17 protein-coding genes are annotated in these 17,783 nt (G+C 68.9%); 13 read left to right on the forward strand and 4 right to left on the reverse strand.

Annotation, left to right across the window (positions count from 1 at the left end; translation table 11 throughout):
- The first annotated feature begins 1 nt into the window (after nucleotide 1).
- Both G6N60_RS12985 and G6N60_RS28410 read left to right on the forward strand, forming a co-directional pair.
- A complete protein-coding gene (locus tag G6N60_RS12985; protein WP_163737561.1) occupies nucleotides 2-1,630 on the forward strand; it encodes an ABC-F family ATP-binding cassette domain-containing protein in 1,629 nt (542 codons plus the stop codon).
- A gap of 73 nt (nucleotides 1,631-1,703) precedes the next feature.
- Nucleotides 1,704-1,892 carry a helix-turn-helix domain-containing protein gene (locus G6N60_RS28410; protein WP_163737565.1) on the forward strand — a complete coding sequence of 63 codons (189 nt, stop codon included), beginning with the start codon at nucleotides 1,704-1,706 and terminating at the stop codon, nucleotides 1,890-1,892.
- 1 nt (nucleotide 1,893) lies between these two features.
- On the opposite strand, the gene G6N60_RS12995 is transcribed toward G6N60_RS28410, so the two are convergent.
- Together G6N60_RS12995 and acnA are read right to left on the reverse strand one after the other, a co-directional pair.
- On the reverse strand, nucleotides 1,894-2,457 hold the full coding sequence (locus G6N60_RS12995) for a TetR/AcrR family transcriptional regulator (protein ID WP_163737567.1): 564 nt from the start codon (nucleotides 2,455-2,457) through the stop codon (nucleotides 1,894-1,896).
- 41 nt (nucleotides 2,458-2,498) lie between these two features.
- A complete protein-coding gene (gene acnA, locus G6N60_RS13000; RefSeq protein ID WP_281355698.1) occupies nucleotides 2,499-5,303 on the reverse strand; it encodes an aconitate hydratase AcnA in 2,805 nt (934 codons plus the stop codon).
- A 197-nt stretch (nucleotides 5,304-5,500) separates the two neighbouring features.
- On the opposite strand from acnA, the gene G6N60_RS13005 reads away from it, so the two are divergent.
- The 9 genes from G6N60_RS13005 (at nucleotide 5,501) to G6N60_RS13045 (ending at nucleotide 14,401) form a co-directional block, all read left to right on the forward strand.
- Entirely contained in the window at nucleotides 5,501-6,070 is a 570-nt protein-coding gene (locus G6N60_RS13005) for an Rv1476 family membrane protein (protein ID WP_163737570.1), read from the forward strand.
- A 239-nt stretch (nucleotides 6,071-6,309) separates the two neighbouring features.
- Entirely contained in the window at nucleotides 6,310-7,725 is a 1,416-nt protein-coding gene (gene ripA, locus G6N60_RS13010) for an NlpC/P60 family peptidoglycan endopeptidase RipA (RefSeq protein ID WP_163737573.1), read from the forward strand.
- On the forward strand, nucleotides 7,725-8,435 hold the full coding sequence (ripB, locus tag G6N60_RS13015; RefSeq protein WP_163737576.1) for an NlpC/P60 family peptidoglycan endopeptidase RipB: 711 nt from the start codon (nucleotides 7,725-7,727) through the stop codon (nucleotides 8,433-8,435). The genes ripA and ripB overlap by 1 nt, the downstream gene beginning before the upstream one ends.
- Nucleotides 8,436-8,589: 154 nt before the next feature.
- Entirely contained in the window at nucleotides 8,590-9,729 is a 1,140-nt protein-coding gene (gene moxR1, locus G6N60_RS13020) for a chaperone MoxR1 (protein WP_163737579.1), read from the forward strand.
- Nucleotides 9,726-10,682, forward strand: a complete 957-nt coding sequence (locus tag G6N60_RS13025) for a DUF58 domain-containing protein (protein WP_163737582.1) — start codon at nucleotides 9,726-9,728, stop codon at nucleotides 10,680-10,682. The genes moxR1 and G6N60_RS13025 overlap by 4 nt, the downstream gene beginning before the upstream one ends.
- 37 nt (nucleotides 10,683-10,719) lie before the next feature.
- A complete protein-coding gene (locus tag G6N60_RS13030) occupies nucleotides 10,720-11,727 on the forward strand; it encodes a VWA domain-containing protein (protein WP_163737587.1) in 1,008 nt (335 codons plus the stop codon).
- 38 nt (nucleotides 11,728-11,765) lie between these two features.
- Nucleotides 11,766-12,482: a 3-oxoacyl-ACP reductase FabG1 gene (gene fabG1, locus G6N60_RS13035; RefSeq protein WP_163737590.1), complete on the forward strand. Its 717-nt coding sequence runs from the start codon at nucleotides 11,766-11,768 to the stop codon at nucleotides 12,480-12,482.
- Nucleotides 12,483-12,519: 37 nt separating this feature from the next.
- Entirely contained in the window at nucleotides 12,520-13,329 is an 810-nt protein-coding gene (gene inhA, locus G6N60_RS13040) for an NADH-dependent enoyl-ACP reductase InhA (RefSeq protein WP_163737593.1), read from the forward strand.
- A 13-nt stretch (nucleotides 13,330-13,342) separates the two neighbouring features.
- Complete coding sequence (locus tag G6N60_RS13045; protein ID WP_163743892.1) at nucleotides 13,343-14,401, forward strand: ferrochelatase; 1,059 nt, start codon at nucleotides 13,343-13,345, stop codon at nucleotides 14,399-14,401.
- Here G6N60_RS13045 and G6N60_RS13050 read toward each other — a convergent pair.
- Nucleotides 14,367-15,242 (reverse strand): Rv1486c family protein, encoded by an 876-nt coding sequence (locus G6N60_RS13050; RefSeq protein WP_163737596.1) that lies wholly within the window; start codon nucleotides 15,240-15,242, stop codon nucleotides 14,367-14,369. The two genes, G6N60_RS13045 and G6N60_RS13050, sit on opposite strands and share 35 nt — an antisense overlap.
- Before the next feature lie 60 nt (nucleotides 15,243-15,302).
- Between G6N60_RS13050 and G6N60_RS13055 the strand changes: the two genes are divergently transcribed.
- Together G6N60_RS13055 and G6N60_RS13060 are read left to right on the forward strand one after the other, a co-directional pair.
- Nucleotides 15,303-15,734, forward strand: a complete 432-nt coding sequence (locus G6N60_RS13055; protein WP_163737599.1) for an NfeD family protein — start codon at nucleotides 15,303-15,305, stop codon at nucleotides 15,732-15,734.
- An 18-nt stretch (nucleotides 15,735-15,752) separates the two neighbouring features.
- Nucleotides 15,753-16,973 carry an SPFH domain-containing protein gene (locus G6N60_RS13060; RefSeq protein WP_163737602.1) on the forward strand — a complete coding sequence of 407 codons (1,221 nt, stop codon included), beginning with the start codon at nucleotides 15,753-15,755 and terminating at the stop codon, nucleotides 16,971-16,973.
- 22 nt (nucleotides 16,974-16,995) lie between these two features.
- On the opposite strand, the gene G6N60_RS13065 is transcribed toward G6N60_RS13060, so the two are convergent.
- Entirely contained in the window at nucleotides 16,996-17,739 is a 744-nt protein-coding gene (locus tag G6N60_RS13065) for a TVP38/TMEM64 family protein (RefSeq protein WP_163737605.1), read from the reverse strand.
- Nucleotides 17,740-17,783 lie beyond the last annotated feature (44 nt).

Genomic DNA, 17,783 nt, shown 5'->3' on the forward strand with positions numbered 1-17,783 from the left:
CGTGATCACCGCAACGGACCTCGAGGTCCGCGCTGGCGCGCGTACGCTGCTGGCCACCGAGGGCGCCGCGCTGCGCATCCAGCCGGGGGACCGGATCGGACTCGTCGGGCGCAACGGCGCGGGCAAGACCACCACGATGCGGATCCTGGCCGGCGAGGGCGAGCCCTACGCGGGACGGATCGACCGCACCGGTGAGATCGGTTATCTCCCACAGGATCCCAGGGAGGGTGACCTCGACATGCTGGCCAGGGACCGGGTGCTGTCCGCGCGCGGCCTGGACACCCTGCTCTCTGACCTCGAGAAGCAGCAGACGATCATGGCCGAGGTCGTGGACGACGCCGCCAGGGACAGGGCCGTCAAGCGCTACGGCCAGCTCGAGGAGCGCTTCGCCGCCCTCGGTGGCTACGCCGCCGAGAGCGAAGCGGGGCGCATCTGCGCCAGCCTGGGCCTTCCCGACCGCGTCCTCACCCAGGCGCTGCGCACGCTGTCCGGTGGTCAGCGGCGCCGGGTGGAGCTCGCCCGCATCCTGTTCGCGGCGTCGGACACCGGCTCCGGCTCGGACACGACGCTGCTGCTCGACGAGCCCACCAACCACCTCGACGCGGACTCGATCGGCTGGTTGCGCACGTTCCTGCAGAACCACACCGGCGGTCTCGTCGTCATCAGTCACGACGTGGGCCTGCTGGCCGACGTCGTCAACCGGGTGTGGTTCCTCGACGCCGTGCGCGGTGAGGCCGACGTCTACAACATGGGCTGGCAGAAGTACCTCGACGCCCGCGCCACCGACGAGCAGCGCAGGCGCCGCGAACGCGCGAACGCCGAGAAGAAGGCGTCCGCGCTGCGCACCCAGGCCGCGAAGATGGGCGCAAAGGCCACCAAAGCCGTTGCGGCACAGAACATGCTGCGTCGCGCCGAGCGCATGATCGCCGAGCTCGACGAGGAGCGCGTGGCCGACAAGGTCGCCAAGATCAGGTTTCCCACGCCCGCCGTCTGCGGACGCACGCCGCTGGTGGGCAAGGGCCTCACCAAGACCTACGGCTCCCTGGAGATCTTCACCGGCGTCGACCTGGCGATCGACAAGGGTTCACGCGTCGTCGTCCTCGGACTCAACGGCGCGGGCAAGACCACGCTCCTGCGGATCCTGGCGGGGGTGGAGAAGGCCGACGCCGGGGCCATCGAGCCCGGTCACGGCCTCAAGCTGGGCTACTTCGCGCAGGAACACGACACCATCGACGGGTCGGCCTCGGTGTGGGAGAACATCCGCCACGCGGCGCCCGACACCGGGGATCAGGACCTGCGGAGCCTGCTCGGGGCGTTCATGTTCAGCGGTCCGCAGCTCGACCAGCCCGCAGGCACCCTCTCCGGCGGTGAGAAGACGCGGCTGGCGCTGGCCGGGCTGGTGGCCTCGACGGCCAACGTGCTGCTGCTCGACGAACCGACCAACAACCTCGACCCCGCCTCGCGCGAGCAGGTGCTCGACGCCCTGCGCAGCTATCAGGGTGCCGTCGTGCTGGTGACTCACGACCCGGGTGCGGCCGAAGCGCTCGACCCCCAGCGCGTCGTCCTGCTGCCCGACGGCACCGAGGATTACTGGTCCGAGGAGTACCGCGAACTCATCGAGTTGGCCTAAATAGTGAACGGTCGTGATTGAAGCCCCCTGCCGTCGGGTAACCGAAAGTGCATCTGCGAATGGGGAGATGCACATGAGGGAACTGGACAAGTCCAGGGACGACCTGCTCGACGAATTGCGTGCTGCCTACGAAAAGGGAGCGAGCATAAGGGCTTTGGTGGCAAGTACGGGCAAGTCGTACGGGTCGATCCACAGCATGCTTCGGGAGTCCGGCACCACCATGCGTAGTCGCGGCGGGCCCAATCACCGTCGGCGGCACTGACTTACTGCTGCCGGACCGACGCCTCGACGAGATCCAGCACAGCGCTGAGCCTTTCGGGCTCGTCACCGGACGCGAGCCGCGCGACCAGTCCGTCGAGCACCAGATCGAGGTAGGTCTGCAGGACGTCGGCAGGCACGTCTTCGCGCAGGCGACCCGCCTGCTTCTGCCGTCGCAGGCGCGCCGTCGTCGCATCCGACAGCTCCGCTGACCGCTCGGCCCAGCCGCTGTGGAATGCCGGGTCGTTGCGCAGCTTGCGGGCAATCTCCAGCCGCGTCGTCAACCAGTCGAATTGGTCTGGTGCCGCCAGCAAGTCGCGCATCACTTGGATGAGGCCCTCGCGTGAGGCAACCTCCGCCATCCGTTCGGCATCTTCACGCGCCAGTTCGAAGAACAGCGTGTCCTTGTCGCGGAAGTGGTGGAAGATGGCGCCGCGCGACAGCCCGATCGTCTGTTCGAGCCGTCGCACGGTCGCACTCTCGTACCCGTACTGCGCGAAGCACCGCCGAGCGCCGTCCAGGATCTGGCGGCGCCGAGCCGCCAAGTGATCCTCGGTCACCCGTGGCACCGGACTACCTCTTCGCCCGCAGCGTCGTGCTCACCGTCCGGTCACGACTTCAGCATGTTGCGCAGGACGTACTGCAGGATGCCGCCGTTGCGGTAGTAGTCGGCCTCGCCCGGGGTGTCGATGCGCACCACCGCGTCGAACTCGACCTTCGAGCCGTCCTCCTTGGTGGCCGTCACGTGCATGCTCTTCGGCGTCGTGCCCTCGTTGAGCGCTTCGATCCCCGTGATGTCGAACGTCTCGGTGCCGTCGAGCTTCAGCGACGCCGCGGATTCGCCGGCGGGGAACTGCAGCGGGACGACGCCCATGCCGATCAGGTTGGAACGGTGGATGCGCTCGAAGGACTCGGTGATGACCGCGCGGACGCCCAGCAGGCTGGTGCCCTTGGCCGCCCAGTCGCGAGACGACCCCGACCCGTACTCCTTGCCGCCCAGCACGACGAGCGGGATGCCCGCGGCCGCGTAGTTCTGCGCCGCGTCGTAGATGAACGCCTGCGGGCCGCCGTCCTGGGTGAAGTCACGCGTGTAGCCGCCGGACACGTCGTCGAGCAGTTGGTTGCGGAGCCGAATGTTCGCGAACGTCCCGCGGATCATCACCTCGTGGTTTCCGCGCCGCGAACCGTAGGAGTTGTAGTCCGTCTTCTCGACGCCGTTCTCCTCGAGGTACTGCGCGGCCGGCGTGCCGGCCTTGATGTTGCCTGCCGGGGAGATGTGGTCGGTGGTCACCGAATCACCAAGCAGGGCAAGGACTCTGGCGCCCTTGATGTCGGTGACGGGCTCCGGGTCGGCGGGCATGCCGTCGAAGTACGGGGGCTTGCGGACGTAGGTCGAGTTCGGATCCCACGCGAAGGTCTTGCCCTCCGGGGTGGGCAGGTTGCGCCAGCGCTCGTCGCCCTTGAAGACGTCGGCGTAGCTGTCGGTGAACATCTTCCGGTCGATCGACGAGGCGATGACGTCGGAGATCTCCTTCGACGACGGCCAGATGTCCTTGAGGAAGACGTCGTTGCCGTCGCCGTCCTGACCGAGTGGCTCGGTCTCGAAGTCGAAGTCCATCGTCCCGGCGAGTGCGTAGGCGATGACCAGCGGCGGGGAGGCCAGGTAGTTCATCTTGACGTCGGGGGAGATGCGGCCCTCGAAGTTGCGGTTGCCCGACAGCACGGCCGTGACCGAGAGGTCGTTGTCGTTGATGGCCTTGGAGATGGCATCCGGGAGCGGCCCGGTGTTGCCGATGCACGTCGTGCAGCCGTAGCCGACCAGGAAGAAGCCCAGCTTCTCCAGGTAGGGCCAGACGCCCGCCTTGTCGTAGTAGTCGCTGACCACCTGGGAGCCGGGCGCCATCGACGTCTTGACCCAGGGCTTGCTGGTCAGGCCCTTCTCGACGGCGTTGCGGGCCAGCAGTGCCGCGCCGAGCATGACCGACGGGTTGGACGTGTTGGTGCACGACGTGATGGCCGCGACCACCACCGCGCCATGGTCGAGCACGAACTCGCCGTGCTCGTCGGAGGTCACCGTCACGGGCTTGGACGGCCTGCCGTGCGAGCCGTTGGCCGCCGAGGGCCGCACGTCGGACTCGCCGTCGTCGGCGAAGGACAGCGCCACGGAGTCGCTGGCGGGGAAGGACTCGTCGACGGCCTCGTCGAGCTTGGTCTCCGGCGCCGGGTGGTTCTCCTCGACGTAGTTGTGAATGTCCTTGCGGAAGGCGATCTTCGACTCCGACAGCAGGATGCGGTCCTGCGGGCGCTTCGGTCCGGCGATGGAGGGCACCACGTCGCCGAGGTCGAGCTCGAGGTATTCGGAGTAGACGGGTTCCTTCTTGGGGTCGTGCCACATGCCCTGCGCCTTGGCGTACGCCTCGACGAGCGCGAGCTGCTCGTCGGAGCGTCCGGTCAGCCTCAGGTAGTCGACCGTCACCTCGTCGATCGGGAAGATGGCCGCCGTCGAGCCGAACTCCGGGCTCATGTTCCCCAGCGTGGCGCGGTTGGCCAGCGGAACCTCGGCGACGCCCTCGCCGTAGAACTCGACGAACTTGCCGACCACGCCGTGCTTGCGCAGCATGTCGGTCACGGTCAGCACCACGTCGGTGGCGGTGACGCCGGGCTTGATCTCCCCGGAGAGCTTGAAGCCGACGACGCGGGGGATGAGCATCGACACGGGCTGGCCGAGCATGGCGGCCTCGGCCTCGATGCCGCCGACGCCCCAGCCGAGCACGCCGAGACCGTTGACCATCGTCGTGTGGCTGTCGGTGCCGACGCACGTGTCGGGGTAGGCCACGCCATCGCGCGTCATCACGGTGCGGGCCAGGTATTCGATGTTGACCTGGTGCACGATGCCGGTGCCGGGCGGGACCACCTTGAAGTCGTCGAACGCGCCCTGACCCCAGCGCAGGAACTGGTAGCGCTCGCCGTTGCGGGAGTACTCGATGTCGACGTTGCGCTCGAAGGCCCCGGCGTTGCCGAACACGTCGACGATGACCGAGTGGTCGATGACCATCTCGGCGGGCGCCAGCGGATTGACCTTGTTCGGGTCGCCACCGAGGTCGCCGACCGCCTCGCGCATCGTGGCGAGGTCGACGATGCACGGCACGCCGGTGAAGTCCTGCATGATCACGCGGGCCGGGGTGAACTGGATCTCGATGCTGGGGTCGGCCTCGGGATCCCAGTTGGCGATGGCCTCGACGTGTTCCTTGGTGATGTTGGCACCGTCCTCGGTGCGGAGCAGGTTCTCGGCCAGGACCTTCAGGCTGTAGGGCAGCTTCTCGGTTCCTGGTACCGCGTCCAGGCGGTAGATCTCGTAGGACTCGTCCCCGACCTTCAGCGTGTCGTGGGCTCCGAACGAATTAACGCTGGTCACATCAACTCCCGGTTCGATCTTCGCCGTGACGGGCTGTGTCCCGGCGGTTGCGATTTCCAACAGTACGCTTGTCCTGTAAGCGACCTCGGCGCGGGCCCCAGTCTTCTCCTGATCGTGGCGCGCTGCCAGCCGTTTGGACGCCGTCGGCGGTGTCGGCGAACCACGGCGCAGCGTCCGGGGAAGGTAATCTCTGGCTGGTGACGACTCTGCAGCTGCCACTGTTCATCCCGTCGCAGGTCTGCGAGGCCGTCGGCAAGGACGCCGTCACCACGCCGCCCGACGTCTGCATGGATCTCGTCAAGGCGGACCTGCGCGACGACGGCGTCAGCGCACCCAAGGTCGCGGCCAACGCCGGACTGGCGCAGGTGGTCACCGCCGCCAAGCAGAAGGGCATCGACCTCAAGCTGGTCGTCCTGGATCAGAATCCGCCCATCGACACCCCGTTGCGCGACATCGCCACCGAAGTGGGCGAGACCTACCCCGGGTCGACGGTGCTGGTGCTCAGCCCCTCGTTCGCGGGCACCTACAGCGCGTCCTTCGACCGGGTCACGCTCGAGGCCGGGCAGGACATCGCGAAGGTCAGCGGGACCCCGGTGGCGGCGTCCCAGAATTTCCTCACCGAAATTACGACGCCCCATTTCCAATGGACGCCATTCACGATCGTCCTCGTCCTCGGCGTCGCCATCGCGGCCGTCGCAACCCGGATTCTCCAGTTTCGCGCGAAGCGGACTTTCGACGCGGAAACGCCTGCGGCGGCGGGCATCTGACGCTGCGAGATCGCAAATGCATTCGAATACCCATTCGATTCGCATCGTAATAGTCACCTTTCGATAACTTCCCCCCAATTACAAAGATGTAATTCCTTCGCGGCGTTTCCTTGGCGCAACTCGTGACGTACGGTGCAGAAGGCGTCGTGTGTTGCAGATGTGATTGATGTGACTTCTGTGGCTCGACGCCCGGGGAACGTGCTGCTGCGTTACCCGTTGGCCTGAGAGACCGGAGTCCAATGAGACGCACCCTTCGCGCCTCGGTGGCGAGTTCGCTCGCATGTGGTGTCCTCGTCACGACCGTGTTCACGTACGGGGTCGGCGTCGCGACCGCCGATCCGGTGGGCCCGCAAGGAATCGCGGGGCTCGTCGCCGCCGTGGCCAACGCCGATCAGAAGTTGCAGGACCTCGGGGCGCGCATCCAGTCGGAGCAGGAGGGGGTCAACAAGGCGATCGTCGCGGTACAGACCGCGCGGGACGACGCCGCCGCCGCGCAAGCCCAGGTCCAGACGAGCCAGGCCAAGCTCGCCGACGCCGACGCCGCCATCGCCGCGGCGCAGACGCACTTCGACGCGTTCGCCGCCTCGAACTACGTGAACGGTCCTTCGGCGTCCTACGTCACCGCGAAGGATCCAGCCGACATCCTCGACACCGCGGCGGTCGGCCAGACACTGAACGTCAGCACCCAGCAGGCCATCACCGATCTGCAGCGGGCCCGCACCGAGCGCGTCAACGAGGAGTCCGCGGCGCGGGCGGCCAAGCAGAAGGCCGACCAGGCCCTCCTCGACGCGCAGTCCAGCCAGGATGCCGCGGTCGCATCGCTCACCCAGGCGCAGCAGACGTTCAAGGATCAGCAGGCCCAACTCGACCAACTGACCGCCGAACGCTCGGCAGCCCAGGCCGAGCTGGCCGCCGCGCGCGACTGGTCGACGCCCGCCACGGGAGTCGCACCGCAGGCCGCCCCCCAGGCCGCCGCCGCGGCACCGGGCAACCCCGCGGCCAACTGGGACCGCGACCCGTCGGCGGCCGCGCCCGGCAACTCGCGGTGGGACACCGGCTGGGACCCCACGCTGCCCGCCATCCCGAGCGCCTTCGTCAGCGGTGACCCCGTCGCCATCCTCAACGGCGTGCTCGGGATCGCCTCGACGTCCTCGCAGTTGACCAGCCAGATGGGGCACAGCTTCCTGCAGAAGCTGGGCCTCGTGCCCACCGACAGCGGGTTCACCAACGGCGCCATCCCGCGCGTCTACGGCCGCCAGGCCTCCGAGTACGTCATCCGCCGGGCCGGCTCCCAGATCGGCGTGCCCTACTCGTGGGGCGGCGGCACCGCGGCCGGACCCAGCCGGGGCATCGACTCCGGGGCGGGGACGACCGGCTTCGACTGCTCCGGCCTCATCCTGTACGCCTTCGCCGGCGTCGGCATCAGGCTGCCGCACTACTCGGGCGCGCAGTACGACATGGGCCGCAAGATCCCGGCGTCGCAGATGCGTCGCGGCGACGTGATCTTCTACGGCCCGGGCGGCGCCCAGCACGTCACCCTGTACCTCGGCGCAGGCAAGATGCTCGAGGCGCCCTACACGGGTTCCGACGTCCACATCTCCGACGTCCGCACCAGTGGCATGACGCCCTACGTCGTCCGATACATCGAATACTGATGGCGACCGTCGTGCCCAGCAGCCTCACCCGCCGCCTGCTCGTCATGGCAATGACGTTGTGCGCCTTCATGATTGCGTTCGTCGGGGCGCCGACCGCCAGCGCCGATCCCACCGACGGGGAATGGGACCCGACGCTGCCCAAGGTGCCCAGTTCCGGTGCGCCCGGTGACCCCGTCGCCATGGCGAACGCGTCGTTCCAGGCCAGCAAGATCGCGCTGGAGACCACCCAGAGCCTCGGCCATCAGTTCCTGGTCAACCTCGGACTCGCCAAGGACCCGACCGCGACGACCGGCGGCCGGGTGCGCGGGCCCCAGGCGATCGAGTACGTCATCAGGCGTGCCGGCTCGCAGATGGGAGTGCCGTACTCCTGGGGCGGGGGCTCGCTCACCGGTCCCAGCGCGGGCGTCGACTCCGACGCGGGCAAGATCGGCTTCGACTGCTCCGGGCTGACCCGCTACGCGTTCGCCGGCGTCGGCGTCGCGATCCCGAAGTACTCGGGCGACCAGTACGACTCGGGACGCCCGATCGCGCCGTCGCAGGCCAAACGCGGGGACCTCATCTTCTACGGTCCCGGCGGCAGCCAGCACGTGACGATCTTCCTCGGCGGCGGCAAGATGCTCGAGGCGTCGGGCAGCGCGGGCCGCGTCACCGTCAGTCCCGTGCGCACCGCGGGCATGTCACCCCATCTGGTCCGGTTCATCGAGTCCTGATCGGGACCGCTCGCGGCAGGGCACGTCGACGGATCTCGAACCGCCTGGAATAGTTGACGGCGAGCGTCCGCCGAGTGGCCCTGGCGCCATGGCAGCACGTACGACCAGCGGTCTGATCTCAACCCCGGACCAGAAACACGTGGGAGGAAACTGAATGACGTCACCGAGTGGGCCGCAGCAGGGCGCAGGAGGTTTCCCAGGGCAACCCCCGGCGCAAGGCTTTCCTCCCGGTGGACCTCAGCAGGGACCTTCCGCCAACGGCGGCCTGCAGCAGGAGGTGCACACGCTGGAGCGGGCGATCTTCGAGGTCAAGCGCATCATCGTCGGACAGGACCAGCTGGTCGAGCGCATGCTGGTCGGGTTGCTCGCCAAGGGGCACGTCCTGCTCGAAGGCGTTCCCGGCGTGGCCAAGACCCTGGCGGTCGAGACCTTCGCAAAGGTCGTCGGTGGCACGTTCGCGCGCATCCAGTTCACCCCCGACCTGGTCCCCACCGACATCGTCGGCACCCGGATCTACCGGGCGGGCAAGGAGGAGTTCGACATCGAGCTCGGTCCGGTGATGGTCAACTTCCTGCTGGCCGACGAGATCAACCGGGCCCCGGCGAAGGTGCAGTCGGCGCTGCTGGAGGTCATGGCCGAGCGCAAGGTGTCCCTGGGCGGCAAGACCTTCCCGCTGCCGAGCCCGTTCCTGGTGATGGCCACGCAGAACCCGATCGAGCAGGAGGGCGTGTACTCACTGCCCGAGGCGCAGCGCGACCGGTTCCTGTTCAAGCTCAACGTCGACTACCCGTCGCCGGAGGAAGAGCGCGAGATCATCTACCGGATGGGCGTGACGCCGCCGCAGCCGAAGCAGATCCTCAACACCGGTGACCTGTTGCGACTGCAGGACATCGCGGCGGGCATCTTCGTCCACCACGCGCTCGTCGACTACGTGGTCCGCATCGTCACGGCCACCCGCGAGCCGGAGAAGTTCGGCATGCCCGACGCCAAGGCGTGGATCGCCTATGGCGCCTCGCCGCGCGCCTCGCTGGGCATCATCGCCGCATCGCGGGCGCTGGCCCTGGTCCGTGGGCGCGACTACGTCATCCCGCAGGACGTCGTCGAGGTCATCCCCGACGTGCTGCGCCACCGCCTGGTGCTCACCTACGACGCGCTGGCCGACGAGGTGTCCGCGGAAACCGTGATCAACCGGATCATGCAGACCGTCGCCCTTCCGCAGGTGAATGCCATTCCGCAACAAGGGCATTCGGTGGCGCCCGCGATGCCCACCCCGGCGGCGGCCGGCGGTCGGTGACCCGCCCATCGGGCGGCCCGTCGTCCCGCGTCGATCTGCCGTCGCTGCAGCGCGGTCAGATCAGGGACCCGGAACTGTCGGCGGCGCTGCGCAAACTCGAGCTGACCGTTCGCCGCAAGCTCGACGGCGTGCTGCACGGCGACCACCAGGGTCTGGTGCCGGGGCCGGGCTCCGAACCGGGGGACTCCCGCGTCTACCAGCCGGGCGACGACGTCCGCCGGATGGACTGGTCGGTGACCGCCCGCACCACGACGCCGCACGTGCGGCAGATGATCGCCGACCGCGAGCTGGAGACCTGGCTCGTGGTCGACGTCTCCGCGAGCCTGGACTTCGGCACCGCGGGTTGCGAGAAGCGTGACCTGGCGGTCGCGGCCGCCGCGGCCATCGCGTTCCTCAACAGTGGCGGCGGCAACCGCCTCGGTGCGGTGATCACCAACGGGGACTCGACGCGGCGGGTGCCCGCGCTCAGCGGCCGCATCCACGAACACGAACTGCTGCGGGCCATCGCCACCATGCCGCGGGCGCCGCTCGGCGTGCGGGGTGACCTCTCGGCCGCCATCGACGCGTTGCGGCGGCCCGAACGCCGGCGCGGCATGGCCGTCATCATCAGCGACTTCCTCGGGCCCATCGACTGGATGCGGCCCCTGCGCGCGATCGCCGGACGCCACGAGGTGCTCGGCATCGAGGTCATCGATCCGCGCGACGTCGAGCTGCCCGACGTGGGCGACGTGATCCTGCAGGACACCGAGAGCGGCGTCACCCGGGAGTTCACTATCGACGCGCAGCTGCGGGACGACTTCGCCAGGGCGGCCGAGTCCCACCGCGCCGACGTCGCCCGCACCCTGCGGCGCTGCAACGCGCCGCTGCTGACGTTGCGCACGGACCGCGACTGGATCAACGACGTCGTGAGGTTCGTGGCGAATCGCCGCCGGGGAGCGCTCGCGTCCCGATGAGCGTTCGCGCACCGATCAACGAAATGACAAGTGGGACATGACGTTACCAATCCTCGGACCCATCAGCCTGTCCGGCTTCAAGAGCCCGTGGTTCTTCCTCTTCCTGCTCGTGGTCGCCGCCTTGGTCGCGCTGTACGTCATCGTCCAGGTGGCCAGGCAGAAGCGCATGCTGCGGTTCGCCAACATGGAGCTGCTGGAGAGCGTGGCGCCGAAACGGCCGTCGCGCTGGCGCCACGTGTCGGCGATCCTGCTGGTCCTGTCGCTGGTGTCGTTCACGATCGCCATGGCGGGACCGACGAACGACGTGCGGACGCCCCGCAACCGCGCCGTGGTGATGCTGGTGATCGACGTGTCGCAGTCGATGCGCGCCACCGACGTCGCGCCGAGCCGGCTGGCCGCGGCCCAGGAGGCGGCCAAGCAGTTCGCCGACCAGCTCACCCCCGGCATCAACCTCGGCCTCATCGCCTACGCGGGCACCGCGACGGTACTCGTCTCACCGACCACCAACCGCGACGCCAGCAAAGCTGCGATCGACAAGCTGCAGCTGGCCGACCGCACCGCGACCGGCGAGGGCATCTTCACCGCGCTGCAGGCCATCGCGACCGTCGGCGCGGTCATCGGCGGCGGTGACGCACCGCCCCCCGCGCGCATCGTGCTGATGTCGGACGGCAAGGAGACCGTGCCGTCCAACCCGGACAACCCGAAGGGCGCCTACACGGCCGCCAGGACGGCCAACGATCAGGGCGTGCCCATCTCCACGGTGTCGTTCGGCACGAAGTACGGCTACGTCGAGATCAACGACCAGCGCCAACCGGTGCCGATCGACGACGAGACCCTGCGCAAGATCGCCGAGCTGTCCGGCGGAAGTGCTTACAGCGCATCGAGTCTCGAGCAGCTGAAGCAGGTGTTCACGACGCTGCAGGACCAGATCGGCTACGAGACGGTCAAGGGCGACGCCAGCGTGGGCTGGCTGCGGCTCGGCTCGTTGGTGCTGGCGCTCGCGGCGTTGGTCGCCCTGCTCGTCAATCGCCGTCTGCCCGGCTGATTTCAGGGTCGCGACGGCCGCACGATAGGTTGGCGGGCATGCCAGAATTCGTGTCGCGCTCCGTGCTGGTCACCGGTGGCAACCGTGGAATAGGCCTGGCGATCGCCGAGCGGTTGGCCGCCGACGGGCACCGCGTCGCCGTCACCCATCGCGGCTCCGGCGCACCCGAGGGCCTCTACGGCGTCGTCTGCGACGTGACCGACGGCGAGGCCGTCGACCGTGCCTTCACCGAGGTCGAGGAGCACCAGGGTCCGGTGGAGGTGCTGGTCTCCAATGCGGGCATCTCGCAGGACGCGTTCCTCATGCGGATGACCGAGGAGCGGTTCACCAACGTCATCGACGCCAACCTCACCGGGGCGTTCCGCGTCGCACAGCGGGCCTCGCGAAGCATGCAGCGCAAGCGGTTCGGGCGCATCATCTTCATCGGCTCGGTGTCGGGCATGTGGGGTATCGGCAACCAGGCCAACTATGCGGCGGCCAAGGCGGGCCTGATCGGCATGGCCCGGTCGATCTCCCGGGAGCTGTCCAAGGCGGGCGTCACCGCCAACGTGGTCGCACCCGGCTACATCGACACCGAGATGACCCGCTCGCTCGACGAGCGCATCCAGGCCGGGGCGCTGGACTTCATCCCCGCCAAGCGGGTCGGCACCGCCGAGGAGGTCGCGGGGGCGGTCAGCTTCCTGGCGTCCGAGGACGCCTCCTACATCGCGGGAGCGGTCATCCCGGTCGATGGCGGCATGGGCATGGGGCACTGACACTTCTCGACATCGCTTCGACAGTAAGGACTTTTACATGGCAGGGTTTCTCGAGGGCAAGCGCATCCTCGTCACGGGGATCATCACCGACTCGTCGATCGCCTTCCACATCGCCAAGGTCGCCCAGGAGGCGGGTGCCGAACTGGTGCTCACCGGCTTCGACCGGCTGCGACTGATCAAGCGGATCACCGACCGGCTGCCGAACCCGGCGCCGCTGCTCGAACTCGACGTGCAGAACTCCGAGCACCTCGACACGCTGGCCGCCCGGGTCAGCGAGGTCATCGGCGAGGGCAACCGGCTCGACGGCGTCGTGCACTCGATCGGCTTCATGCCGCAGACGGGCATGGGCGTCAACCCGTTCTTCGACGCCCCGTACGAGGACGTCGCGAAGGGCATCCACATCTCGGCGTACTCCTACGCCTCGCTGGCCAAGGCCGTGCTGCCGATCATGAACCCCGGCGGCGGCATCGTGGGCATGGACTTCGACCCGACCCGCGCGATGCCCGCCTACAACTGGATGACGGTCGCCAAGAGCGCGCTGGAGTCGGTGAACCGCTTCGTGGCGCGCGAGGCGGGCGCCTACGGCGTGCGGTCCAATCTCGTTGCGGCAGGCCCGATTCGGACGCTCGCCATGAGCGCCATCGTCGGTGGCGCGCTCGGCGCGGAGGCCGGTGACCAGATGAAGCTGCTCGAGGAGGGCTGGGATCAGCGTGCCCCCATCGGATGGAACATGAAGGACCCCACCCCGGTCGCCAAGACGGTCTGTGCGCTGCTGTCGGACTGGCTGCCCGCCACCACCGGCACGGTCGTCTACGCCGACGGCGGCGCCCACACTCAGCTGCTGTGACCCCTTGACCGACATGAACTTCGACGCCATCCTGCTGCTGTCCTTCGGGGGGCCCGAAGGACCGGAGCAGGTGCGGCCTTTCCTGGAGAACGTGACGCGGGGGAGGAACATCCCGCCGGAACGGCTCGACGGCGTGGCCGAGCACTACCTGCACTTCGGCGGGGTGTCACCGATCAACGGCATCAACCGCGCCCTGATCGAGACGCTGAGGATCGAGCTCGAGGGCCGCGGCGAGACGCTGCCCGTCTACTTCGGCAACCGCAACTGGGAGCCGTACGTCGAGGACACCGTGGCCAGGATGCGCGACGACGGCGTCCGTCGCGCCGCGGTGTTCGTGACGTCGGCCTGGGGCGGCTATTCGGGGTGCACGCAGTACAACGAAGACGTCGCCCGCGCCCGCGCCGCCGTGGGGGAGGGCGCGCCGGAGCTGATCAAGCTGCGGCACTACTTCGACCACCCGCTGTTCGTGGAGATGTTCGCCGAGGGCCTCGAGGCCGCGCGGGCGTCGCTGCCGGACGAGTTGTGCGATGACGCCAGGGTGATCTTCACCGCGCACTCGGTTCCGGTCGCCGCCGACGAGCGCCAGGGACCACGCATCTACAGCCGCCAGGTGGCGTATGCGACCCGGCTCGTCGCCGCGGCGGCGGGTTGCCCCGACTACGACCAGGTATGGCAGTCGCGTTCGGGACCACCGCAGGTGCCGTGGCTGGAACCCGATGTGGGCGAACATCTTTCGACACTGGCCGCGGCGGGCACCAAGGCCGTGATCGTGTGTCCCATCGGGTTCGTCGCCGACCACATCGAGGTGGTGTGGGACCTCGACAACGAGCTCCGCGAGCAGGCCGACGCGGCGGGCATCGTGATGGCCCGCACGACCACGCCCAATGCCGACCCGCGCTACGCGCGACTGATCGTCGACCTCATCGACGAGATGCGCACCGGCGGCCCCGCGGCGCGCGTCCCGGGCCCCGACCCCGTGGCGGGCTGCGGCTTCAACGTCAACGGGACGCCGTGTCCGTCGTCGCCGCGGTGCACCGCTATCTTCTCCACGCCGAGTACAGGATCGCGCTGACGGCAGCCATCCGCGCCGAACGCACCACGCCGGACAGCGGGCGCAGCGCGTCGTTGGCCAGTCGCATCTCCGACGACGATTGCAGCCCGATGGGCATCAACCCGGCGCTGACCGTGATGATGGCGTCGACGTGCGCGGCGTTCTCCAGCACCCGCAGGGCCCGCTCGGGGGCGTGGTCGGGCGCGTGGTGCAGCCGGGCGGACTCGAGGATCTGTTCGACGAGGCCGCGCGGATCGGCGACGTCCAGCGACGTCATGCCGGCCCGCAGCGTGCCGAGCGCGTCGGCCGCCGAGCGCACGGCCGCCCGCAGTTCGTACTCGGCGTGGCCGAGGTCGAGGTGCTCGGCCACGGGCACCGTCGGCAGCGAGTAGACCGTCCACGACAGGGCCACCGGTTCGGGGTAGTGATCGCCGGAGTCGTCGTCACCGGACGCGTCGTCGACATCGCTCTCGTCGTAGGCGAACTCGGGGACCAGACCCACCGCACTCGTCCCGCGGTAGGACACCGTGATGGCCTCACCCGCCGAGAGCGCGTCGGCGGTGAACTGCGTCCCGGCCACCAGACCCCGTACGTCACCGGGGATCGGCAGCGCCAGGGCGATGACCGGTTCACCGGACGGGGGGCCGGCGGCCGTGCGCAGGGTTTGCAGCATCGACACCGCACCCGCGTCGGTCAGATCCGGCCACGGCAGACCGGTCCGATCGGCCGCCACGGAGTCATACGCCGTCACCGAATGCCTTGGCGCCCATAGGGACAACGCATCGAGCACGTCGTCGGGAGCGGCGACCCCCGCCAACCAGGCGTTGGCCCACACCGACAGGGAGACACTGGGGCACCACATGACTTACGGAGTGTAGTTGGAGACGGCGGCGAGGGCGGATCACCCGCGTAGGCTGGAGCCATGGGAGCGCTGATCTGGCTGGTCGCGGCGCTCGCCCTTGCCGGTGCGGAGGCCCTGACCGGTGATCTGTTCCTCCTCATGCTCAGTGGTGGCGCCCTTTCGGCCGCCGGCGCGGAGGCGGTGTTCGGGGGCCCGGTCTGGGTGGACGGGGCGGTGTTCGCCGTCGTCTCGATCCTGCTGCTGTTGGTGGTGCGCCCCACGCTTCGCCGGCGATTCGCGGCGGGTCCCGGACTACCGGAACCGATGCGGGCACTGGAGGGCAAGAGTGCGCTCGTGCTCGATCAGGTCGCCCGGCACGAGGGCCGGGTGAAGCTCGACGGCGAGGTGTGGACCGCCCGCCCCATGAATGAGGACGACGTGTACGAACCCGGCGATCACGTCACGGTCGTGCGCATCGACGGAGCCACCGCCGTGGTCTTCAAGACCGACTGACGCTAGAAGGGATTCGCAATGGAAGGTGCCGTCTTCGGACTCGTCGTGGCTGCCGTGCTGGTGATCTTCGCCATCATCGTGGTCGTCAAGTCCGTCAAGGTCATTCCCCAGGCCGAGGCTGCCGTCATCGAACGGCTGGGGCGCTACAGCAAGACCGTCTCCGGTCAGCTGACGCTGCTGCTGCCCTTCGTCGACAAGGTGCGGGCCAGGGTGGACCTGCGCGAGCGGGTGGTGAGCTTCCCCCCGCAACCCGTGATCACCGAGGACAACCTGACGGTCAACATCGACACCGTCGTCTATTTCCAGGTCACCGAGCCCAAGGCCGCCGTCTACGCGATCAGCAACTACATCGTCGGCGTCGAGCAGCTCACCACCACGACACTGCGCAACGTCGTCGGCGGCATGACCCTCGAGCAGGCGCTGACGTCGCGCGACCAGATCAACGGTCAGCTGCGCGGGGTGCTCGACGAGGCGACCGGACGCTGGGGGCTGCGCGTCGCGCGGGTCGAGCTGCGCTCGATCGATCCGCCACCGTCGATCCAGGACTCGATGGAGAAGCAGATGCGCGCCGACCGCGAGAAGCGCGCCATGATCCTGACGGCCGAGGGCAACCGGGAGGCGTCGATCAAGCAGGCCGAAGGCCAGAAGCAGGCGCAGATCCTCTCCGCCGAGGGCGCCAAGCAGGCCGCGATCCTCGCCGCCGAGGCCGACCGCCAGTCGCGCATGCTGCGCGCGCAGGGCGAACGTGCCGCGTCCTACCTGCAGGCCCAGGGTCAGGCGAAGGCCATCGAGAAGACCTTCGCGGCCATCAAGGCGGGGCGCCCGACCCCCGAACTGCTGGCCTACCAGTACCTGCAGACGCTGCCGCTGATGGCCAAGGGCGAGGCCAACAAGGTCTGGGTCGTGCCGAGCGACTTCGGATCGGCGCTGCAGGGCTTCACCAAGATGCTCGGCGCCCCGGGTGAGGACGGCGTGTTCCGGTACACGCCCTCACCGGTCGACGGGGACCTGCCCAAGCCCGAGGACGACTCCGCCGAGGTCGCCGAGTGGTTCAACACGAAGACCGATCCCGAGATCGCGCAGGCCGTCGCCCAAGCCGTTGCCGAGGCGCGCACCCCCGTGGCCGGCGCGATCGACGGGCCGACGCAGTACGCCCCGCTGTCCCAGCAGGCTCAGCCGCCCGCGGTGGACTACGGCCGGTCGGCCGATCAGTCGGCGCCCCGGCACGGCTCCCAGTAGCCCGTGCTCCACGAAGCCGCCGTCAGGGCGTGACGGCGGGCGCCTCGGTCTCCTCGACGGTCTCCGATGCGGCCTGACGCCGGCGGTGACTGCGCGACTCGTAGAGCAGCCCCACCACGCCCAGCCCGGCGGTGCTCGAGGAGATCACGAGCAGCAGCGGGCTGACGTGCCCCGTCAGCGCATCGCCGAAGAGCACGATGGCGGCGGTGCCCGGCAGCAAGCCGACGAGGGTGGCCAACGTGTAGGGCAGCACGCGAATCGCCGACGCGCCTGCGGCGTAGTTCAGCACCGAGAACGGCACCACCGGAATCATCCGCATCGACAACACCGTGAGCCAGCCGCGGTGCTGGAGGCTCTCGTTCATCGCGTCGATCCGCGGATGGCGCACCATCTGGTCGAGCTGCCAGCCGGCGGCGCGCACCAGGGCGAGCGCGATCACCGCGCTCAGCGTGCTGGCGACCAGCGCGATCCCGACGCCCAGCAGCGGTCCGAACAGCAGGCCCGCGGCGAGGGTGAACGCGGTGCGCGGGAAGGGCAGGACGGTCACCACCACGTGGGCGGCCAGGAACGCCAGCGGAAACCACGGACCCGCCGAGCGGGCCCAGTCGCGTAGCTGCAGCGCGTTGGGCAACGGCACCAGCAGGACCAGTGCGACGAGGATCACACCGGCGATCGCGATGGTCACCAGCCGGCGGCGGGGGACCTGGCGTGCCGTGATGGCGATGGCCGCACTGACCCGGCGCAACGTGCTGACGACGGGCTTCACGTTGCTCAAGGGTACGTGGTGTGCACCCGTATCCGTCGCCGACG

It is taken from the genome of Mycolicibacterium madagascariense, assembly GCF_010729665.1.
Classification (GTDB): Bacteria; Actinomycetota; Actinomycetes; order Mycobacteriales; family Mycobacteriaceae; genus Mycobacterium; species Mycobacterium madagascariense.